Genomic DNA, 21,593 nt, shown 5'->3' with positions numbered 1-21,593 from the left:
AATCTTTGCCTCTTAAAAAACCAGGGTGACGCGGGCGTAAACGTTGAGATGATCCGGGGCCAGATAGCTGGGATAGCTGACCGGAATGCCCAGCGTGAACTGGGTTGAGACGGTTTGATTGCGGGTGCTGATACCGATTGCACTGCCCCATAAAGAACCTGAACCGTAAGGATCCTGCTGGTCACGCTTCAGCCAGCCGCCATCCAGCGCCAGCGTGCTGTTAACCTGGCCGATAACCGGTAACGTCAGCAGGGTATAGTTCAGTTCATTGCGCAGATAACCGCCGACGTCGCCAGAGAGATACTGCTCTTTAAAGCCACGCACCGAACTTTCACCACCAATAGTCAGGCGTTCACTGCCATACAGACGATCGGGCGTCCACTGGCTGTAAAAGCTGCTGAGCCACCACACATCCTGTGTTACCGGGCGCTGGAAACTGCCGCTGAGGCTCCATTTACGAAACGCTGCTTTTGATAACGCGTCCGATTTACCCGCATCGCTCTCCGCATCAAACCACGGCATTCCGCGGCTAAACGTCGGATTAAACGTGGCGACGCCACCAAAGATTTTTTGGGTATGATTAACGCCAGCCTGCAGGCTGGTCAGCTTGCGACTGCTGCTCTGAAGCAGTGTGCTGTTGAGGTAGTTGTGGCTGACATAGTGATTCAGACCGAGTTGCACCCCGGTTTTGACATCTCCATTACGGAACAGTACCCATGATCCATTCAGACGATGAGAAACGTTGTCTCCGTTGCTTAGCCAGCTGAAGTTGTTGTTAACGAAGCTGCTGTGGTAGTTGCTCCAGCTGTAACTGTAATCCAGCAGACCGTAGCCATACGGCACGCTGACGCCTGCCTGGAGATTTTGCGCGTCACGCCACTCACTAAAGGCGCTACTCCGCCCTCCACTGACAAACCAGCGATCGGCAATGCCCAGCAGATTATTTCCTGTCAGTGACGCGGAAAGTTGCCCGGTGCCGGTGCTCTTCTGTCCGCTATTGTCAGCGTTAAGCATCAGGGATAGCGGAAACTGCGGTTTAGCAGTGAGATTCACAATGGAATAGCCCGGCTGTGGCGCAGGCTGGATTTCGATCTGTACCGGCGTGTTTCGCACCCGGTTAATCTGCTCCATGCCCTGCTCAATATCCCGCAGGTTAAGGATCCTGCCTTCCAGACCCGGGAATGCCATTTTTAGCTGGCGAGAGGCACTGCCCTCAAGACGAATACTTTCCAGTTTACCTTCCAGCACCGTGATACTGAGCTTACCTTGTGTCAGGTCCTGTTCGGTTAAAAAAGCGCGGCTGGTGATATAACCGCGCTGAATATACCATTCGGAAATATTGCGTATAAGCTGTTTAATTTCACTTAAATGCAGACACTGATTCAGATAAGGTTGCGTGAGACGTGTGGTGGTCGCTTCAGATAACAGGCTTGCGTGCGCAATAATAATTTGCTGGATTGGAAAACAGGGGCCTTGTGGATCGTCCATAGACTGTTCAGGCAACGTCACCTGATGAGCATTTAGCAGCGTATCGCGCTGCTGCTGATTATCCTGCAGGCGTTGTTGCTGTTGCTCCTGAATCTGATCGCGGTCTGCCGGACTCAGCGGCGCAGCTGAAATCTGAAAAGTTATCAGTGCGGCAAGCAATATCCGCCACTTCCCTGTTTTGGCTATCATAGTTAAATGCTTAAGTAATTGTGATTGTAAGTAATCCATTTGTAAGGGAACGCAGAATAACATCTCAACAATCGGATAACAGTGATAATGAACAAATAACGAGAATGGTTTTTTACAGCTAAAATAATGAGTGGGATGTTGTTACTTAAGTTAAATAGGCAGGTGTTTTGAATATTCTTATTCGTTTAATCGCTGGGTGAACTATTAATTCTTATGCTCAGGCTATTTCACCTGACGTCAGTATTTACTGTAATCCTTAACTAATCCTTTATCAGAATCTCTTTCTCCCGACCGGTTAGTGGTAGAGATAACGCGAATATCCGCCTTGAAAAGCGCAAAAAAACCGTGCCAGTTTGACTCTGGCGCTGGTCAGTTGTGATTTTTAATCGCTAGCGCAGCGTAAAACAGGGTTTACCGACTGTTTCCGGCATGGCTGCGTAATAACCAGCCGGAATTCTCCCGACGTTACCCGTCACCAATATTATATCCTTATAATTCAATACGATGACTGCTAACCACCGCACATCGTTACTACTTGTGATGAATTTGTGATCTGCCTCGCCAACTCGATTCATTATGTGTTGTTATATTGGTTATGAGTCATCTCGTTACCAGGCTGTTCAGCTGTTTATTCATGACCCGCGCCGTTCAGGGACATGCGGCTTTCTGCTGGCGTTATTTCGACGAGCTGCTCGTAACCCTACAACCCTGAAAATTAAAAAAGGTAACGATATGGAAAGCCAGGATCTGCAACGCAAGCTCGGCTTCTGGGCCGTGCTGGCAATTTCCGTCGGAACCACCGTCGGTTCCGGTATCTTCGTTTCGGTGGGTGAAGTAGCAAAAGCGGCAGGCACGCCGTGGCTTACCGTGCTGGCATTTGTGATTGGCGGGCTTATCGTCATACCTCAGATGTGTGTCTATGCGGAACTCTCTACCGCCTATCCTGAAAACGGCGCCGATTATATTTACCTGAAGAACGCCGGCAGTCGTCCGCTGGCATTTCTTTCTGGCTGGGCCAGTTTCTGGGCGAATGATGCGCCGTCACTCTCGATCATGGCGCTGGCGATTGTCAGTAACCTCGGCTTTCTGATACCGCTCGATCCACTGAGCGGCAAACTGGTTGCCACCGGGCTGATTCTGGCTTTTATGCTGCTGCATCTGCGTTCGGTAGAAGGCGGAGCCACCTTTCAGACGCTGATCACCATTGCCAAAATCATTCCCTTTGTCATCGTGATCGGCATTGGCATCTTCTGGCTGAAAGGTGACAACTTTGTCGTCGCGCAGAGTACGGTAACGACCAGCGCGACAGCAGGCTTTATGGCACTGCTGGCGGGGATTTCAGCCACCAGCTGGTCTTATACCGGCATGGCGTCGATCTGTTATATGACCGGCGAAATCAAAAACCCGGGTAAAACGATGCCGCGCGCCTTGATTGGCTCCTGCCTGCTGGTACTGGTGCTTTACTCGCTGTTAGCGCTGGTGATTTCAGGTCTGATGCCGTTCGACAAACTGGCTGCCTCCGAAACGCCGCTCTCCGATGCCCTCACCTATATACCGGCGCTGGGCAGCGTAGCGGGTATTTTTGTCGCCGTGACGGCTATTATTGTCATCCTCGGCTCGCTCTCCAGCTGTGTGATGTACCAGCCCCGGCTGGAATATGCGATGGCCAAAGACAAGCTGTTTTTCAAAAGCTTTGCTCACGTTCATCCCCGATACAACACGCCGGATGTCTCGATCATTTTGCAATGCGCGCTCGGCATTTTCTTTATCTTCGTTTCCGATCTCACCAGCCTGCTCGGCTACTTCACGCTGGTGATGTGCTTTAAGAACACCCTCACCTTCGGTTCCATCATCTGGTGTCGCAAACGCGAAGATTACAAACCGCTGTGGCGCACGCCCGCCTTCGGTCTGATGACCTTCGCCGCTATCGGCTCCAGCCTGATTCTTGTGGCGTCTACCTTCGTGTGGGCACCCGTTCCGGGGCTGATCTGCGCCCTGATTGTCATCGCTACCGGTCTGCCCGCTTACGCCTTCTGGGAAAAGCGCAATCGCCGTCTGGCTCACGTTTCTTAACCCTGTCTGGAGAGTTGTTTCATGTTGAATATTGATAAACGCAGTGTGGATTTTCTGGTAACTGAAAACATGGTAGCGGAAGTTGAAAAGATTCTGGCGCAGGATGTGCCGCGCGTTGACGCTATGGTGGATGAGATGGTGCAGCGCGGAATCGATCGCATCTACTTTGTCGCCTGCGGGTCACCGCTCAATGCCGCCCAGACGGCAAAGCACCTCGCCGATCGTTTCTCCAGCCTGCAGGTTTATGCGCTGTCCGGCTGGGAATTTTGCGATAACACGCCGCATCGCCTCGATGCGCGCTGCGCGGTGATTGGCGTCTCGGATTACGGTAAAACCGAGGAGGTGATTAAGGCGCTGGAGTTGGGTGCAGCCTGCGGTGCGCTCACGGCGGCCTTCACCAAACATCACGACAGCCCGATTACCCAGGCGGCTGACCATGTCCTGGCCTATGAAGCGGACTGTATCTGGGAGATTCACCTGCTGCTCTGCTACAGCGTGGTGATCGGGATGATTACCCGTCTCTCACCGCATACCGAGATCGGCAAAATCAAAAATGACCTGCGTAAGCTGCCGCAGGCGCTGGGGCATCTGGTGCGCACATGGGAAGATAAAGGCCGTCAGCTTGGCGAACAGGCGAGTCAGTGGCCGATGATCTATACCGTATCGGCCGGTCCGCTGCGTCCACTCGGCTATAAAGAGGGCATTGTCACCTTAATGGAATTTACCTGGACGCACGGTTCGGTGATTGAGAGCGGCGAGTTTCGTCACGGGCCGCTGGAGGTTGTCGAGCCTGGCGTGCCTTTCCTGTTTTTGCTGGGCAGCGATGAGAGTCGTCATACCACCGAACGGGCAATCCGCTTCGTACGCGAGCGCACCGATAATGTGATCGTAATTGATTATGCGGAGATTTCTCAGGGACTGCATCCGTGGCTGGCACCTTTCCTGATGTTCGTCCCGATGGAGTGGCTCTGCTACTACCTTTCTATTTATAAAGATCATAACCCGGACGATCGCCGTTATTACGGCGGATTGGTTGAGTATTAACCCTTTTGCCCGGCCTGATGAAGGCCGGGCGCTGCGACCAGGAGAAGCGAAATGAAAAAGGATGATGCAGGTGCAGGTGCAGGTGCAGGTGCAACAACGCAGCCTGACGGGATGATGCGGTTAGCGACGGTGGGCGATAACTGCGTGGATATCTATCCGCAACTTAACAAAGCCTTTTCCGGCGGTAACGCGGTGAATGTCGCGGTCTACAGCAGACGTTATGGCATGCAGTCTGCCTGCGTGAGCTGGGTCGGTGACGATGAGTATGGCGCGCTGCTGAAGCGTGACCTGCTGCAACAGGGTGTTGATATTTCTCATCTTTACACTAAAACGGGCGTGACCGCGCAGACCCAGGTCGAGCTGCGTGACAACGACCGCATGCTGGGCGATTACACCGAAGGCGTCATGGCGGAATTTACGCTGAATAATGAAGACCTGGCCTGGCTTAACGACTTTGATATGATCCATTCGGCTGTCTGGGGGCACGCGGAGTCGGCGCTGCCGGGGTTAAAAGCGGCGGGCAGGATCGTCTCCTTCGACTTTGCCGATAAATGGGAAAACCCGTTGTGGCAGAGCTTGCCGCCGCATCTTGACTACCTGTTTGCATCGGCGCATGTCGAATCAGCCTGGCTGCGTGACCGGCTGCAAACCGTGGTGGCGTGCGGCGCGGGCGTCGCGATTGCTACGCTGGGCGAAAATGGCAGTCTCGCCTGGGATGGTGAGCAGTTCTGGCGTATGCCGCCTGAACCGGTGAACGTGGTGGATACGATGGGAGCTGGCGATTCCTACATTGCTGGCTTTCTCTGCGCGGTTGCTGTCGGCCAGCCGATCGCACAGGCCATGCGGCAGGGATCGCGCTGTGCCGCGCGGACACTGCGCTATCATGGCGCCTGGTAATCCCGGGGTTGGCGTGACGCTGGGCGCGCCAACCCCTATGACTCCGCCATAAAGCCTCCTATAATCACCTCCACTGTTTCCTACTGTCAGGGTCGACTCATGCCAGCGACGGCGCGATATTCACATCAATTGCTCTATGCCACGGTACGTCAGCGCCTGCTGGATGATATTGCGCAGGGCGTTTACCAGCCGGGCCAGCAAATCCCGACCGAAAGCGACTTATGCAGCTTGTATAACGTCAGCCGCATTACCATTCGTAAGGCGATAACCGAGCTGGTTAACGATGGCGTATTGATCCGCTGGCAGGGAAAAGGCACCTTTGTGCAGCGTAAGAAGGTTGAGAACGCGCTGCTGACGGTGAGTGGCTTCACCGATTTCGGCGTCTCGCAGGGAAAACCGACGCGTGAAGAGGTGATTGAACAGGAACGTGTCAGTAGCGATCCCTTCTGCGAACGGCTGAATATTGCCGGTAATGGCGAGATGTTTCGCCTGCTGCGGGTGATGTATCTTGATAACGAGCCGCTGTTTATCGACTGTTCGTGGATCCCGCTCTCGCGGTATCCCGATTTTGACCGGGTGTATCACGTTGGTGCGTCAACCTATAAACTTTTCCAGCAAAAATATGACAGTCGCGTGGTCAGCGACAAAAAAACCATCGACATATTTACCGCCACCAAAGCCGAAGCGCTCAGGCTGCAGTGCGAGCTGGGCGAACCGCTGTTTCGCATCAGTAAAATCGCTTACGACCAGAACGACAAACCGGTGCACTATTCAGAGCTGTTCTGTCGGGCAAACCGGGTAAGCCTGACAATTGATAACCATCGTCACTGAAAATCGGCGTATTGGCGGGGAGCATGCTGAAACCCGCCCTGACGTGATCCCTGCCGCACGCGATCGCGCTGGCTTTCCGATCGCAGGCAACAGCACCCCCGCAGCGTGACGGAATGAATAGCGCTCACCCGGCGGTGGCGTGGTGGCACCGGGTGAGCTGACCGGCTTCGGCTACCGTTCTGTAAGCAATGGCGGAACCGTGGGCACTTCAGGTGCGGCGTCAATATCTTGCTGCGTCATGCGAAACGCTTCAGGATAGTGCTCGCGCTGCGTGCGGCGTGCCGGTTCGGTGTCCCGCCACGTGTAGAGGCAAAGCTGACACTGATAAACGGTCCAGATACCTTTTACGGGTGACGTCGCCATCGTTTCAATATGCTCGTGGGCACAGCGTGGACAGATCATTTGCATCTCCTTATCAACGGTTAGCCAGCATGGCGGTCAGTTTCTCTACCCACTGCGCGGTTTCTGGCAGATCCTTCACCGGCTGGCTGTAGTGGCCGCGGGTATCGGGCGCAACCGGGGTGGTGGCATCGATAATCAACTTATCGGTAATACCGGCCGGGCTCGAACCCGGATCAAGTTCCAGCACCGACATATTCGGCAACTGGACCAGATCGCCGGCAGGATTCACTTTGGATGACAGCGCCCACATCACCTGCGGCAGGTCGAACGGATCCACATCTTCATCCACCATAATCACCATTTTTACGTAGCCCAGACCGTGCGGTGTGGTCATTGCACGTAAACCCACCGCCCGCGCAAAGCCGCCGTAGCGCTTTTTGGTTGAGATGATGGCGAGCAGCCCGTGGGTATACATCGCATTCACTGCCTGCACTTCAGGGAACTCGGCTTTTAATTGCTGATAAAGCGGCACACAGGTGGCCGGGCCAATCAGATAGTCGATCTCTGTCCACGGCATGCCGAGATAGAGCGACTCAAAAATGGGTTGGGTGCGGTAAGAGACTTTATCGATACGCACCACGGTCATATTCCGGCCACCCGAATAGTGACCGGTAAACTCACCGAACGGGCCTTCAATTTCGCGCTTGCGCCCTTCGATCACCCCTTCCAGAATCACTTCCGAACCCCAGGGTACATCAAAGCCGGTCAGGGGTGCCGTGGTGATGGGATAGGCCGTTTCCCGTAGCGCCCCCGCCATCTCATATTCAGACTGATCATATTTCAGCGGTGTGGCGCCCATCAGGGTAATAATCGGGTCATTACCGAGGGTGATGGCGATAGGAAGATCCTCACCACGCTCTTCTGCTTTATGCAAATGGAGGGCGATATCGTGCATCGGGACCGGTTGCAGGCCGAGTTTGCGTTTGCCTTTCACCTCCATGCGGTAAATGCCGACGTTTTGCTTGCCAAAGTGGTCAGGATCGTCGGGGTCGCGGGAGACAACGCAGGCTTTATCAAGATAAAAACCGCCATCACCATCGTTGAGGCGGAACAGCGGCAGGATATCGAACAGGTTGATGTCATCATTGTCGACGCTATTTTCTGCCCAGGCTGGATTCTCACGTCGTTCTGGCGCAACCGGGAAGTTATCCCAGCGGCGGATAAACGCATCAACCTGCTGTTTCACCGGTGTGCCGGGTGGCAGGCCGAGTGCAATGGCGTGGTTCTGCCACGAACCCAGCGTGTTCATCACCACATGTGCGTGGTTGAAACCTTTAATCCGGTTAAAGGAGAGTGCCGGCGCGCCTTCCCCAATGCGGCCGGTGGCATTCGCGGCGGCGGCGATATCGGGTTCGGCATTGACCTCTTCGTCGATGTGCAGCAGTTGTCCCTGCTCGTCAAGTGCCTTAAGAAAGCTGCGTAAGTCGTCAAACGCCATGATCAATCCTCCTGTTGAGCGCAATCGCAATGCGGTGAAGCGGCCCGATGTAATCCCTGCCAGCGCTGCGCCAGCGGAAAATCGAGACCAAACTGATCGAGGACGCGCGCCACAATGTGGTTAGTCACGTCATCAATCGATGTGGGGTGGTTGTACCAGGCGGGCATCGGCGGCACCAGCGCGACGCCCATGCGGGAAAGCGCCAGCATATTTTCCAGATGGAGAGTGCTGAGCGGCGTTTCGCGTGGCACCAGTACCAGCTTTCTTCCTTCTTTCAGCACCACATCGGCTGCGCGGCCAATCAGTCCATCCGCATAGCCTGCCCGGATACCTGCCAGCGTTTTCATGCTGCAGGGGATGACGATCATCCCGTCGGTACGAAACGACCCCGAAGAGAGGGTCGCTGCCTGATCGGCGGGGTTATGCACCACGTCAGCCAGTGCGGCGACATCACGTGGGCTAAAAGCCGTTTCCAGTTCAATGGTGGTCTTAGCCCATTTTGAAATAATGAGATGTGTTTCAACCTCAGGTATTGCCTTCAGCGCCTGCAATAACGCGATAGAAAGTGGTGCACCGGTCGCGCCGGTCATGCCGATGATGAGTCGCATCAAATCCCTCCGGAAATACGTTCGTACACGAACTTTGTATTTACACTAGCGGCCGGGATGAGAGTCAGCAACCTTATGTGGCCAAAAAGTTCGTATACGAATGTTTCAGCGTGGAAGCCTGTCAAACGTTCAGGTGTCGGACCGAATAGGGTATTCTGGCGTTTTTACGGCGCGCAAGCGGTTCGCTTATCTATGAAAAATCAACTCGGCAATATCCCTTTTCACCTGATGCGTCAGCTGCTTCAGGAACATACTGCCCGGTGGCAAAGGTCGTTGCCGGAACTCACGAAGCAGCAGTTTTCAGTGCTGTGCGCGGTCGCGGATAAACCCGGAATTGAGCAGCTCGAGCTGATGGATGAGGCCCTGATGACCAAGGCGACGCTGGCTGAGCTGCTGGTGCGCATGGAGAAAAAAGCGCTGTTGATCCGCACGCCAGGCGAAACGGATAAGCGTCGACGGCTGATTACGCTGACGGCGCAAGGTCGTGCGGTGCTGGAGCAGGCGCGTCCCCTTGCCGCAGCCGTCGACGCCACTTTTCTTTCCCGCCTTAACAGCGGACAGCAGCAGCAGTTAATCACGCTGCTGCAATCGTTGCTGGCTGAACAGTGAGTATTACTGCGGAAAGACATTATCACGGCCGCCATCAGGCGGCGTCGATCCGCCTCCTGACAGCTTACAGCGGCCGGTAATCCGCCGCCTGACAGCCGTACAGCGGCCGGTGATCCGGCCAATCATTTCAGCGCCTCACTGGCCGCTTTGGCAATGGCAATTTCATTCGGGTTGGCTGAGCCGCTGACGCCAACCGCGCCGGTGACCTGATTATTGACGGTCACCACCGATCCGCCGCCCAGTGGCACCATTCCGGGCAGCGTGGCGATGGCGGGTTCAGCGCCATTGGCACGCGCCATATAGCGATCGGTTGAGGTGCGATAAAGCGCGGCGGCACGTCCTTTCTGAATTGAAGAGTCGATACAGCCGACAGGCGCATTATCCATCCGCTTAAATGCCAGCAATTGACCGGACTGATCCAGCACCGCGATGCAAACCTGCGCATTGAGGGTCTGCGCCTGCTTTTCAGCCCGGGCAATCATGTGCTGTGCATCTTCAGCGCTGAGGATGGTCTGGGTCAGGGTAGCATCAGCCGTCGCTGTCCAGAGCGTGGCGAGCATGCAGAGCGAGGTACAAAGTGATTTTTTCATTGTTTCTCCTTTTACCGGTTCATTTTTTTGGCGTGATAATGCCTTGCCAGCAGGCCGATCAGCAGTACCAGCAGACCCAGAACGATCCACGGCGCGCGCTGCAGCCAGGGATTGTTTTTCGGCTGTAGCAACACCTTTTCTACCTGTCCGTCGGTGACAGCGTGATCGGGCTTACCAAATCGGGTTGAAACGTAATCCAGCAGGCGTGTCAGCTCGCCACGGCTCATCTGATGGGCGAAGGCAGGCATAAAAGCGTGCCCGGCTTCAGTGGTCCGGTTGACCCCTTCAGCAACGGTCATAATCAGATTGGCCGGATCGGCGGCAATCACCGCAGCGCTGCCGGTGAGTCGCGGGAAGGATTGCGGATTATCGTGAGTGCCTTCGCCGTTTGCCCCATGACAGCTGGCGCAGGCGGCATTGTAGAGCTGCGCGCCACTCAGATGATTACCGGATATCGCGTCATCGAGCGTCGCCGCCGGCCCGGCTTCCACCGCCGCCACGTTAAGTTTGTCCGGCGAGGCGAGCACCTGAGGTTTTGCCGGCGCTTCTCCCAGCGTTAACAGATAGCGGGCGATGGAGTGACGGTCGTTATCGGTAAGGCGTGAGAAAGAATTCTCAACGGCAGTGCCCATTTCACCCGCCGCAATGGCTTTGCCCGGCAGCGAACCGGTTTTGAGATAGGTGGCCAGTTCCTGTTCTGACCAGTCATACAGATGAGCCTGGGTCAGATCGGGGGCATTCCAGCTGCCGACTTCGCCTCCACCCAAAAAACGCCCGTTGTCCTCTGCCATCATCAGGTTGCGCGGCGAATGGCAGCTGCCGCAGTGCCCCAGCGTTTTCACCAGATATTCACCGCGCGTTTCGCTGATTCGATCCGCAGTTCCGGCGGGCAACGCTTCCTGAGACAAAAACAGCCCATTCCAGACGGCCATCATCGATCTGACAGAGAACGGAAACGGCAGTTGTGTCTCAGGCACGCGGTGATCTTCAGCCGGAACGCGGTAGATGAAGTAGTCATAGAGCGCGTCGATATCCGCATCGGTCATCGATGCGAAGGCGGTGTAAGGCATTGCCGGATAGAGATAACTGCCATCCGGCCGCCGGCCTTCCCGCATCACGCGCCGAAAGTCGCTCTGCGAGTAACCGCCGATGCCATTCAGCCGTGAGGGGGAAATATTGGTGGCGATGATATCGCCCAGAGGTGATGAGATGCGGTAACCGCCTGAAAACGGGTGGCCATTATCGGGATTCCGGTGACAGGCCGAGCAGTCGCCAGCAATCGCCAGATATTCACCCCGCTTAAGCGTCGCCTCATCAGGTGTTGCCCGCACCAGCACCGGAAGCAGCAACAGCAAAAACAGTATCATTCGCATCATCACAACTCCCGAACCAGGGTGTCAGCCAGCCGGAGCGCCAGCGCGATGCCGGTCAGCGTCGGATTCACCGTGGCAGACGTTGGCATTACCCCGGTGGTGGCAAGAAACAGATTAGGATGATCCCAACTGCGGCAGTGTGCATCGACCACCGAGTCGCGCGGGTTGTCGCCCATAATCGTGGTGCCCATGATGTGATACTGATTACGCCATCCTGTGGGTGCTTCCACTATCTCGCCATTAAAAGCCATCAGAAAATTAGCGAAATCCCGGTAAGCCTGCGGGCGCATGCCGCGAACATAGCTGTCCAGCTGATAGTTCACCTGCAGCATGGGTAATCCGATAGCATCACGCCGACTCGGGTGCGGAATCACGCGATTGGTGGGGCTGGGCAGAGTTTCGCTCATGGTGCTGATGTTCATAATGCGTGAGGCGCGATCGCGAATCGCCGCATCAAGTTCAGGTCCCATCAGGCCTTGCTTCAGCAGTGACGGTGTCACGTCAATATTCGGCACCAGATTGCGCAGCGAGTAGCGAATGGCAGAGTGTTGCGCCCGGCTCGGCTCATCGCGGCGGGTGGCAATAGTGCCGTGCTGAACCGAGCCGCGCCCTGTCCAGAGCGGTTCATCTGCCAGAAACGTCATGCTTAAGCCGGTGTGATCCATCAGGTTGCGGCCAACCTGATCGGAACTGTTCGCCACCTCCGACATCAACAGCAATTTTGCTGTTTCCAGGCCATGGGCAGCCACGATGAATTTTTTCGCGCTGAGTCGCACATTACGTCCGTCAGGTTTGCGATAGTGCACCGCAACGATCTGATTATCTGCACCCTTTTCCAGCTGCCACGCCACCGATTCAGTGCGCAGATCAACGCCCAGCGCCACCGCTTTATCCACATGCATATCGCCGGAATACATGGCGCCAATAGGACAAACCGGTTCGCAGTTATTGTTGCCGGCACAGGCTGGACGACCATCGTAAGGCTGTGAAATCCGCGCATGGGGTTCATGGATCACCTGATAACCGAGCGGGCCCAGCTTTGCCTGCATCCGCTGCACCATGTAGGGTTTGGCTTCCGGCGGCAGAGGATAAGGCGCGGAACGCGGCGGCCATGCCGCCCGGCTCTGACCGCTTTGATCCTCATCAGCGCTGCCCACTACGCCAATCTCACGCTCGGCGAGCAGATACCAGGGTTCGAGATCGTCATAATCTATCGGCCAGTCGCGGCCAACGCCATAAACGCTTTTTAGTTTGAAATCATTCGGCAACAGCCGCCAGCAGGCCGATGCCCAGTGGCGGGTACTGCCGCCAGCCACTTTCAGAAAGCTGGTGACATACTGAAAATCTGCATCGCCGTGCGCCTCAATGTAGCCATCGGTATAACTGTTGGGCGCCCAGGGTAAATTCGGATAAGGCGCGCACCAGTTACGCTTGCTGGCGCTGTTGCGGTAATTTTCAACCACTTTCCAGCGTGGAATATAAGGCCCCGCCTCCAGCATGATCACCGACTTGCCGGCTTTGGCCAGTTGACAGGCTGCGTTGGCGCCCAGTGCGCCAGAGCCAATAATCACTACGTCGGCATCATACTGCGTCATGATTTAGATCCTCTGCGCGATTCAGCAGACGCCTCGCCTCAGCATGGGTTCTGGCTCGCCCTTCCACCATTGCCAGCCATTCAGGCTGCGGCTCGGTGATAACGCCAGCTGCACGCGGAGAATCGCTGCCCCAGGCGGTGATATTTTCCGGCATCGGGGGTGCAGTTACGCCCTCTGGCACTGCCTGCCAGTAATCAGGTCCGCGCTGTGAATAGGAGGGGCGAGGCGTAACACCGGCCGTCGGCTCATACATCAATGCCGAGAGGAACGAAACAAACTGTGCATCGTCAGTAGCGCGGGTCGTGGCAGGGTCTCCGGTATAGCCCAGATACCACGGCGTGATGATGGCCAGCGCGGTTGTGACCTCCGCTTCGGTAAGCTGCGCGAGACGCTCTTCCGCTGGCAGGTGGATATAGCGGCGTAAGCGTTCAGCCAGCCGCGGAAGCTGCTGGTCGAAATCGCGCGCCTGGCCGGATAACAACCGATAAAGACGCTGACTGATGGCCGGATCAAGCCCCTGTCGACCGGTTAAGGTCTGGCTGACAAAGAGTAATGTCTCTTCACTGCCGGACCCAGCCAGCGCAGCAGGCATAATGGCGGGCACACTGATAATCACGCTTGATGAAATCATCATGCGCAGGAATGTACGCCTGTTCATTTTTCCTCCAGGTGTAGGTTGGGTAACAAAGAAAGCGGATTAAACGGCGTATTTTTTATTTTGAATCCGCTGGTTCAGCCATGTATCGAGGCTCCAGGGTCCGGCACCGTGAATTATTAGCATCAGGAATCCGGCACAGCAGGATATATTTTTCAACCACACCATCAGATGGGCGTGCGAATAACCGGGGTAAAAAAGGAATGCGGAAAGCAGTGAAAACGAAACCATAAAGATACATACAAAACGGGTTAAAAATCCGATTGTTATGGCGATGCTGCCTGCGACTTCCAGCAAAATCACCCACGGAAGAAAATAATCAGATACGCCGTTTTGATGCATTAACATTACGTTCTCATCGTAATGAATTATTTTATCGATGCCAGAGGTGAAAAAGAGTGCGACAGCGAGCAGGCGCGATAACGCCCAGATAAACATTTTATAATTTTTCATTTTTTATTAGCTTGAGGTAAGCGTTGTTATTTTAAAATAGGCCTCAAACAATAAAATATTTTTGACTTTTTGTGCGGTGATTCATTTCACCGCATCGGCATTGCGTTTAAGTCTGCTTCACCACTGCCAGCGTTTTTCAGCCAGCTCAACCAGCAATCGCGCGGCCGGAGTCAGTTCGCTCAGTGACCGGTATTGCCAGCCAAAAGTCCGCGGCATAATCACCAGCGGCAGGGTAATTTCAACCAGCGACGGCTGGGACATCTCCTCCTGCAACAGACGGCGAGAAACAAAACTCAGCAGCTGAGTCTGCGCCAGTACCTGGCGAAGCGGCGACAGGGTATTACTCTCCATCTGCACCCTTGGCGCGGCATATCCGCCGCTCAGCAGACGTTGTTCAAGCCACTGCCGGGTCGCAACCTGCGGCGCGGGTAATAACCACTGAAAGCGGTCCAGCTGTTCAGGGGTCGGGTGCAGACCCGCCAGCGGATGAAAGCAGCTGGCAGCCACCACCACAGGATCTTCCATCAACGGGCGGGTGATGAATTCATCGCTCTTATCCGGTAAAAATCCCAGAATTAAATCCAGTTTGTTTTCCCGCAGCCGTGACTGCAGCAGATCGTTCAGTCCAACCTGCACTTCAAGCACCACGGTAGGCGCCTGCTGCAGTAATTCGCGGGTTAAATGCGGCAGCATAAACTCGGCTGCGGTAGCCGCAACGCCGAGGCGGATCACGCCGGCGGTTCCCGCGCCGAGGGCATTTAAATCCTGCTGCGTCACCTGCATCAGGTGCAGCACTTTTTGAGCGCGTTCACAAAGTAGCAACCCAGCTTCCGTCAATTGTATCCCGCGCCCCACCTTCAGAATCAGCCGCGTTGAGCACGATTTTTCCATCCGCTGAATGCACTTTGTCAGCGCCGGCTGGGTGATACCAAGGGCTTGCGCCGCTTTGCCAAGATGGGCCGTTTCACGCACTACCGCCAGGTAACGCAGATCTTTGAGCTCCATTCATTCCTCGCAGGAATCGAATCATAAAGAACAGAGAATATTATTTATCAATTCAACCTGCCAGGCTAAATGAAAATTAACACTGGAGTAACACATGAGCTGGAGAATCCTGATGACCGCCCCGACCTTAGGGGCTGGAGGACAACACGCACTGGCCGAGGCAGGATGCGAAGTACATTACCTGCGTGACAGCCAGGAGGCTGCCGAGGTTGAAAAAATCATGGCGCGCATCCCGTTTGATGCGGTTATTTCCCGCACCGTTGCCCTTTCCCGGCGTGCCATCACCGCCTGCCCGACCCTGAAAGTGATTTGTAAACATGGCGTTGGCGTCACCAACATTGATATTGACGCGGCTACCGAACACAACATCCCGGTGTTGACCACGCCCGGTACCAATGCGCAGTCGGTCGCGGAGCTGACTGTCGGCTTAATGCTGAACGCGGCACGCCGCATAAGCTGGTATCAACAGGAAATTGAGGCGGGCCGCTGGACCCGCAACGGCGGCGGGATTGAACTCAGCGGTAAGACGCTGGGTCTGGTGGGCTTCGGTGAAATTGGCCAGCGGGTCGCACGTATTGCAGGCGCAATCGGGATGCGCGTCTGCTTTTACGATCCGGCGGTTGAAGAACCTCAGACCATGCTGCCTGGCGAACAGGTCAGCTCACTGGACAGCCTGCTGACCCAAAGCCACGTCATCAGCCTGCACTGCCCGGTCAATGCGGCAACACGTCAGATGCTGAACAGCCGCACCCTGGCGCTGTTACCGGCTGGCGCATTGATCATCAACACCGCGCGCGGTGAGCTGGTCGATGAAGCCGCGCTGGATGCGGCCCTGCGTGACGGTCAGCTGTTCGCCGCCGGGCTGGATACCGTCGCCTCGGAGCCTCTCCCCGCCGATCACCCTTTTCGCTCGCTGAATAATCTGCTGCTGACGCCGCACATTGGCGGCTCGACGCCTGAAGCGCTGGACGCTGTAGCGCGGATGGCAGCGCGTCAGTGTCTCGATTTTCTGGAAGGTCATGCGGTAAATCCAGTGACCTGTGTTAACCGAACTGTCCTTAAGGAACGCTCATGACAACCGATAACCGCTGGCCTGCTGGCTATTTTATTGGACAACGTGGATCCCTGCCCGATGCTGAAACCATCGATGCCTTTCGCCGTTTACCGGTGCCGAATATTGGTGACTGCATGGGACGCAGCTGCGGCGCATCCGGATTACAGGCTTATCATAATGACCCGCAGCAGGTACTCTGCGGCCCGGCGCTGACGGTCAAGGTCCGTCCCGGCGATAACCTGATGATCCACAAAGCGATAGAGATGGCCCAGCCGGGGGATGTTCTGGTGATAGATGGATCGGGCGATCTCACCCAGGCATTGATTGGTGGCCTGATGCGCACCTCCGCGCTGGCGAAAGGTATCGCGGGTTTTGTCATTGATGGCGCGATTCGGGATATCAACGAATGGGCAGAAGGCGGCGTCGCTCTCTGGGCGCGGGGAAATACGCTGCGCGGGCCTTCGAAGGAAGGCCCTGGCGAAATCAACGTCACCATACAGTGCGCGGGGCTGGTGGTGGCACCAGGCGATTTAATTGTTGCCGATGCGGATGGCGTAATTGCGATTCCGCAGCAGCAGCTCGCGTCTTTACTGCCGCGGGTACGTGAGCATGAGCAACGCGAAGTGCGCATTCGCGAAAATAACCGCCAGGGCACCGCCGATCCGGAACGTTTTAACGCCATTTTACGTGCTAAGGGGTGCCCGCTGTGATCAATAAAAAACATACCCGCTCATTCAGCATGCTTACCCTGCTGACGACAATGATAACAGCTCCCTACGTCGCGGCTCAGGATCAGCTGCCGGTTCAGCTGCCGGTTCAGCAGGACAGTCGTTTACAGCAGGTTGAAACCTCACCGCGCGTCTGGAATGGTGTCACGGTCAGCGCGGATGGGCGCATTTTTGCTTCACTGACCCAGTCAGAAGGCACCGGTTTGCAACTGGCTGAAGTCAAAAACGGGCAACTGGAAGCCTGGCCAGACCAGGCGTGGAATCAATGGGACAGCAAGGATCCGTCGCATCACTTTTTACATGTTAATGCACTGCGATTTGGCCCTGATGGCGATCTTTGGGTCATGGATGCCGGCAATACAGGGATCGGGACCGGCGACAAAGCGGTGGAAGGCGGTGCTAAACTGGTGCGTATCAATATTCAGACGCGCAAAGTTGTGGCGACCTATATCTTTAAGGCACCCACACTCAAGCCCGCCAGCTATCTGGATGATGTCCGTTTCAATGGTGATTTCGCCTATATTACCGATCCCGGCGCGGTCGGGCTGGTAGTGCTTAACCTGAAAAATGGCCAAAGCTGGCGCGTGCTGGATAATCACCCGCTCTCTATCGATCATCAGCCAATCTATGCCGATGGGAAAAAACTATTCTTACGCGACGGGCGGGAAAAGCGGGTAGGCCTGGATCAGCTTGAAGTCTCTCCCGACGGCAAATGGCTCTATTATCAGGCTATCCCCGGCCCGATGGCGCGAATAGAAACCCGCTATCTTAATGATGCGACGTTAACGGCTGACGAGGTTGCCCGGCATACGCAGAAGTTTGTTGAAACCTGGAGCACCGGTGGCACCGCTATTGATGCTGACGGCAATCTCTATGCATCGGATATCAACACGCGCGCCGTGAAACGTATCACTCCGCAGGGGGAGGTGAGCACCGTGATTCAGGATCCCCGGCTGGTCTGGATCGATGCGATGTGGATATCTGAGGGACAGCTCTGGATGCCATCGGCACAGATTAACCGGACGCCGGCAACCACCGGCGGTAAGCCTTCTGTGGTTGAGTACCCGGTTAAGCTCTATCGTCTGAGTCTGCCTGTCGCGCCATCGCCGCGCGATCATCAATAATTCAACGGCCCGTTTATTCGGGCCAAATAAACGGGCATTAGCCAGAAAATCATTAACAGTTCGCAGGCGTAAGTATCGCCTTTTATCACCATCACCCTGCGTGATTTTAAATTTTCAAAAAATATGAGTCAGCGCACATGAATAATATTTTTATTGATTGTTAATGGCTGTCTTTTTTTCTGATAATGGCTGGCTCATTAATAATAACGTTAGTGCATATCGCATTGAATGAATTAACATCCGATACGTTTTCTGTTTGTCGCTGACGGACGGGCGGTCTCCCTGCAACAGGATAAAATATGTTACTGATTATCAGTCTGCTCATGATAACCGTGTTTATTGCTCTGTTAATGACCAAAAAACTCTCTGCCCTGACGGCATTAATAATGGTGCCCACCCTGTTTGCATTATTAGCAGGGAACGGCTTAGAGACGGGCGATATGGTAATTAAAGGATTGCGCACCGTTGCGCCAACCGGCGTCATGCTGATTTTCGCTATGCTCTATTTTATGAGCGTAACGGACGCCGGCATGTTTGATCCGATCATTAAGAAAATTGTTTCAGCAGTAGACGGCGACCCGGTAAAAATATTTTTCGGGACGGTGCTGCTGGGTTTTATCGTCGCGCTGGACGGTGATGGCGCAACTGTATATATGATTGTGCTTTCCGCGTTTCTGCCAATCTATGAACGCGTTGGGTTATCAAAATTAAAAGCAGCGTGTTTGCTATTACAGTGTACCGGCCTGGGCAATATGTTTCCCTGGGGAGGCCCAACGGCACGGGCTGCAACGGCGGTACATGCAGAGATCAGCACGCTGTTTGTTCCCTTAATGCTGCCCCTGCTGGCGTGCGTCATCTGGACTTTTGTCATGGCGCTTATACTGGGACGGCATGAACGTAAACGCATAGCCTGGAACGGCGATTCCACAGAAAAACCCCCGCTGGTGTTCGAAGCGAAAGCCTGTGCAAGCTGGCGCTTCTGGACAAACTGGGTATTAACCATTGCACTGATTACACTGCTGGTGCTGGATTGGGTGCCAATGGCCTATCTGTTTATGCTGGCCACCGCAATAATGTTTCTGGTTAATTTTCCACGTCTCGATCAGCAACAGGAGCAGCTTGGCCGGCATGCACCGGCGATTCTGTCTGTCGCCAGCTTAATTTTTGCCGCGGCAGTATTTACCGGAATTTTTTCAGAAACAGGGATGGCAGATGCGCTGGCGCAGGCGATTGTAAATGTTATTCCAGCCGCAGCAGGTCCTTATTTAGCGGTGATTACCGCATTAATCAGCGTTCCGGTGACCTGGCTGGTTTCAAATGATGTTTTTTATTTTGGTATGTTGCCGGTTCTGGTCCAGGCTGCCAGTCATTATGGCATTGCGCCGGTAGAGATGGCTCGTGCTGCGCTGGTAGGGCAGCCGGTACATATATTAAGCCCGCTGGTGGCGTCGACCTATCTGCTGGTGGGCATGCTGAAACTGGATTACGCGCAAACACAGCGATTCACCTTGCGCTGGTCATTTATTACCAGTGTCGTATTCTTTTTAACCTGCCTGCTGCTGGGTGCCTTTCCTTTGTACCAGAGTGTTTAATATTAAAAAATAACAGGGTGATCGTTGTAAATATTACCTTCACGGTCTGGCTGATAAGCCTCAATGACTTCAGAGATAATTATTTCAGGAATGAAGATAATATCGTTCATGAGATAGTCTGGCCGAATTGCCTTGTTGATCGGCTTAATACGCTGCTGAAGCTGCGCGTTCCAGGTTGTGGTGTAATACACAACTTCAATATGCAGATTTCCAGGGCTGTTAAAGTCATTTTAATCTGACCGGATGCGCCACTTTTTTAGAAAAAATCATGTGTTGATAATTAACGCGTCGGTTACGGATGAAAAAATAAAACGGCTGGCCAACGCCTGAAAGATTATCGGTATCATCGTCTGAAATTAATGGGCCTCCAGTGGCAAAGTAAACTCAGGTAAGACGTCACCATAAAATCACCTGAACGGGCTACCAGCGGGCATCAGCAGCCCTCACCTTTTTGGTTCTCGCCGCATGAATGAATGATTGCTGTTCATTTTTATACTGACTTCGTATAATTGTACTTATACGAAGCCAGATCTGAGAAGTGATGGCAGAACAGGCCAGCGCGGCGCAAATCACGGCCGAAAAATGACAACGCTACGCGAATTCTGGCCGGTTATCCCCCTGCCTGAATCTCAGAATTGGCGTAGCGCGTTCACCGGAAAAAACGGTCAATAAAAGAGCTACGATGACAAAGTTAAGCCAGCTGGCGAATCTGACTATTCCACAGCATGCGGATATCACGGAACAGCTTAAACAGTTCGTTCAGGATAAAGAGGCCTTTTCGCCTAATACCTGGCGACAGTTGCTAAGCGTAATGCGCATCTGTAGCCGGTGGGCAGAGGATAATCAACGCAGTTTTCTGCCTATGACCGCCGAAGATCTGCGGGATTACCTGTCGTTTTTATCAGAAAGCGGAAGGGCATCTTCGACCGTGACGTCGCACGCCGCGCTGATCTCGATGTTACACCGTAACGCCGGACTGCCTGCCCCTAACCATTCTCCGCTGGTTTTTCGTGCCATGAAGAAGATAAATCGGGTTGCGGTGATGAAAGGCGAGCGAGCCGGACAAGCCGTGCCGTTCAGACTGAGCGATCTGCTGGCGCTGGACAAACAATGGTGCAGTTCGGACCATTTGCAGGCGCTGCGTGATTTAGCCTTTTTACACGTGGCATATTCAACCTTACTGCGCATCAGTGAGCTGGCACGGCTACGGGTGCGGGATGTCACGCACGCCGCGGACGGCAGAGTGATCCTCGACGTCGGCTGGACCAAAACCGTTGTTCAGACCGGTGGTCTGGTTAAGGCGCTGAGTTCCCGCTCAACACAACGGCTTGAGGCATGGATTGATGCGGCGGGACTGGCCAGCCAGCCTGATGCTTATCTGTTTAGCGCGCTGCACCGCTCGGGTCGGGTGATCACCAGCGGGACGCCGATGAGTACCCGAGCGCTGGAACAGATTTTCTCCCGCGCCTGGTCCGCCGCCGCAAATAACGGTCCCGTAAACGCCAATAAAAAACGCTACACCGGCTGGAGTGGACACAGTGCCCGTGTCGGCGCTGCGCAGGATATGGCAGCCAAAGGTTACTCTATCGCCCAGATTATGCAGGAAGGCACCTGGAAAAAACCGGAAACCCTGATGCGCTATATCCGTCATGTTGATGCCCATAAAGGCGCGATGGTCGATTTTATGGAACAGCACACTGACTGATCGCCGCTAACGGATGAGCCGTTCTCATTTTGCCGTGAGAAGTTATCCACAGAAAAAGTGGACAGCCTGTGTGTAAGCCGGTACTCACTGGCCGGATGTGCCTGACAGATCAGCAAGATAGCCTGTTTACAGGCAACTGC

At 54.6% G+C, this 21,593-nt stretch carries 21 protein-coding genes; 10 read left to right on the top strand and 11 right to left on the bottom strand.

The window, feature by feature from the left end; all coding sequences use genetic code 11:
* Positions 1-12 precede the first annotated feature (12 nt).
* The gene (locus tag AC6I8I_RS23425; protein WP_497828957.1) at positions 13-1,677 is read right to left on the bottom strand and encodes a ShlB/FhaC/HecB family hemolysin secretion/activation protein; all 1,665 of its coding nucleotides are present in this window, start codon (positions 1,675-1,677) and stop codon (positions 13-15) included.
* Positions 1,678-2,409: 732 nt separating this feature from the next.
* Between AC6I8I_RS23425 and frlA the strand changes: the two genes are divergently transcribed.
* The 4 genes from frlA to AC6I8I_RS23405 all read left to right on the top strand — a co-directional run bounded on the left by frlA (position 2,410) and on the right by AC6I8I_RS23405 (position 6,522).
* Complete coding sequence (frlA, locus tag AC6I8I_RS23420; RefSeq protein ID WP_312056705.1) at positions 2,410-3,750, top strand: fructoselysine/psicoselysine transporter FrlA; 1,341 nt, start codon at positions 2,410-2,412, stop codon at positions 3,748-3,750.
* A gap of 21 nt (positions 3,751-3,771) precedes the next feature.
* Positions 3,772-4,794, top strand: a complete 1,023-nt coding sequence (gene frlB, locus AC6I8I_RS23415; protein ID WP_312056704.1) for a fructoselysine 6-phosphate deglycase — start codon at positions 3,772-3,774, stop codon at positions 4,792-4,794.
* A gap of 111 nt (positions 4,795-4,905) precedes the next feature.
* Positions 4,906-5,691: a fructoselysine 6-kinase gene (gene frlD, locus AC6I8I_RS23410; RefSeq protein ID WP_312056719.1), complete on the top strand. Its 786-nt coding sequence runs from the start codon at positions 4,906-4,908 to the stop codon at positions 5,689-5,691.
* Between the two features lie 99 nt (positions 5,692-5,790).
* Entirely contained in the window at positions 5,791-6,522 is a 732-nt protein-coding gene (locus AC6I8I_RS23405; protein ID WP_312056703.1) for a GntR family transcriptional regulator, read from the top strand.
* A 171-nt stretch (positions 6,523-6,693) separates the two neighbouring features.
* On the opposite strand, the gene AC6I8I_RS23400 is transcribed toward AC6I8I_RS23405, so the two are convergent.
* The 3 genes from AC6I8I_RS23400 to AC6I8I_RS23390 are packed head-to-tail and all read right to left on the bottom strand — an operon-like array spanning position 6,694 to position 8,970.
* Positions 6,694-6,924 carry a non-oxidative hydroxyarylic acid decarboxylases subunit D gene (locus AC6I8I_RS23400; protein WP_312056702.1) on the bottom strand — a complete coding sequence of 77 codons (231 nt, stop codon included), beginning with the start codon at positions 6,922-6,924 and terminating at the stop codon, positions 6,694-6,696.
* Between the two features lie 13 nt (positions 6,925-6,937).
* Entirely contained in the window at positions 6,938-8,362 is a 1,425-nt protein-coding gene (locus AC6I8I_RS23395) for a non-oxidative hydroxyarylic acid decarboxylases subunit C (RefSeq protein WP_312056700.1), read from the bottom strand.
* 2 nt (positions 8,363-8,364) lie between these two features.
* A complete protein-coding gene (locus AC6I8I_RS23390) occupies positions 8,365-8,970 on the bottom strand; it encodes a non-oxidative hydroxyarylic acid decarboxylases subunit B (RefSeq protein ID WP_312056699.1) in 606 nt (201 codons plus the stop codon).
* 192 nt (positions 8,971-9,162) lie between these two features.
* Between AC6I8I_RS23390 and AC6I8I_RS23385 the strand changes: the two genes are divergently transcribed.
* Positions 9,163-9,579: a MarR family winged helix-turn-helix transcriptional regulator gene (locus AC6I8I_RS23385; protein ID WP_312056698.1), complete on the top strand. Its 417-nt coding sequence runs from the start codon at positions 9,163-9,165 to the stop codon at positions 9,577-9,579.
* A gap of 122 nt (positions 9,580-9,701) precedes the next feature.
* On the opposite strand, the gene AC6I8I_RS23380 is transcribed toward AC6I8I_RS23385, so the two are convergent.
* From AC6I8I_RS23380 to AC6I8I_RS23355, 6 genes are all read right to left on the bottom strand, one after another.
* Complete coding sequence (locus tag AC6I8I_RS23380; protein WP_312056697.1) at positions 9,702-10,169, bottom strand: GlcG/HbpS family heme-binding protein; 468 nt, start codon at positions 10,167-10,169, stop codon at positions 9,702-9,704.
* A gap of 11 nt (positions 10,170-10,180) precedes the next feature.
* Positions 10,181-11,545 (bottom strand): c-type cytochrome, encoded by a 1,365-nt coding sequence (locus AC6I8I_RS23375; protein ID WP_312056696.1) that lies wholly within the window; start codon positions 11,543-11,545, stop codon positions 10,181-10,183.
* A complete protein-coding gene (locus AC6I8I_RS23370) occupies positions 11,545-13,137 on the bottom strand; it encodes a GMC family oxidoreductase (RefSeq protein ID WP_312056695.1) in 1,593 nt (530 codons plus the stop codon). Before AC6I8I_RS23370 ends, AC6I8I_RS23375 begins: the two co-directional genes overlap by 1 nt.
* Positions 13,124-13,795, bottom strand: a complete 672-nt coding sequence (locus tag AC6I8I_RS23365; RefSeq protein WP_312056694.1) for a sugar dehydrogenase complex small subunit — start codon at positions 13,793-13,795, stop codon at positions 13,124-13,126. The genes AC6I8I_RS23370 and AC6I8I_RS23365 overlap by 14 nt, the downstream gene beginning before the upstream one ends.
* Positions 13,796-13,834: 39 nt before the next feature.
* Complete coding sequence (locus tag AC6I8I_RS23360) at positions 13,835-14,245, bottom strand: DoxX family protein (protein WP_312056693.1); 411 nt, start codon at positions 14,243-14,245, stop codon at positions 13,835-13,837.
* A 117-nt stretch (positions 14,246-14,362) separates the two neighbouring features.
* Complete coding sequence (locus tag AC6I8I_RS23355; protein ID WP_312056692.1) at positions 14,363-15,250, bottom strand: LysR family transcriptional regulator; 888 nt, start codon at positions 15,248-15,250, stop codon at positions 14,363-14,365.
* A 94-nt stretch (positions 15,251-15,344) separates the two neighbouring features.
* Here AC6I8I_RS23355 and AC6I8I_RS23350 point away from each other — a divergent pair, with 94 nt between their 5' ends.
* The 4 genes from AC6I8I_RS23350 to AC6I8I_RS23335 all read left to right on the top strand — a co-directional run bounded on the left by AC6I8I_RS23350 (position 15,345) and on the right by AC6I8I_RS23335 (position 19,748).
* Entirely contained in the window at positions 15,345-16,325 is a 981-nt protein-coding gene (locus tag AC6I8I_RS23350; protein WP_312759956.1) for a hydroxyacid dehydrogenase, read from the top strand.
* On the top strand, positions 16,322-17,014 hold the full coding sequence (locus tag AC6I8I_RS23345) for an RraA family protein (protein ID WP_497828956.1): 693 nt from the start codon (positions 16,322-16,324) through the stop codon (positions 17,012-17,014). The genes AC6I8I_RS23350 and AC6I8I_RS23345 overlap by 4 nt, the downstream gene beginning before the upstream one ends.
* Entirely contained in the window at positions 17,011-18,156 is a 1,146-nt protein-coding gene (locus tag AC6I8I_RS23340) for an L-dopachrome tautomerase-related protein (protein ID WP_312056689.1), read from the top strand. Before AC6I8I_RS23345 ends, AC6I8I_RS23340 begins: the two co-directional genes overlap by 4 nt.
* Positions 18,157-18,455: 299 nt before the next feature.
* A complete protein-coding gene (locus tag AC6I8I_RS23335) occupies positions 18,456-19,748 on the top strand; it encodes a CitMHS family transporter (protein ID WP_497821085.1) in 1,293 nt (430 codons plus the stop codon).
* Positions 19,749-19,750: 2 nt separating this feature from the next.
* On the opposite strand, the gene AC6I8I_RS23330 is transcribed toward AC6I8I_RS23335, so the two are convergent.
* Entirely contained in the window at positions 19,751-19,939 is a 189-nt protein-coding gene (locus AC6I8I_RS23330) for a hypothetical protein (RefSeq protein WP_497828955.1), read from the bottom strand.
* Positions 19,940-20,430: 491 nt separating this feature from the next.
* Here AC6I8I_RS23330 and AC6I8I_RS23325 point away from each other — a divergent pair, with 491 nt between their 5' ends.
* On the top strand, positions 20,431-21,453 hold the full coding sequence (locus AC6I8I_RS23325) for a tyrosine-type recombinase/integrase (RefSeq protein ID WP_497828954.1): 1,023 nt from the start codon (positions 20,431-20,433) through the stop codon (positions 21,451-21,453).
* The last annotated feature ends 140 nt before the right edge of the window (positions 21,454-21,593 follow it).

Source organism: Pantoea sp. X-Soil-YNGN-775, assembly GCF_059730575.1.
The sequence above is the reverse complement of the archived record's forward strand: the minus strand, read 5'-3'. Positions and strand labels throughout refer to the sequence as shown.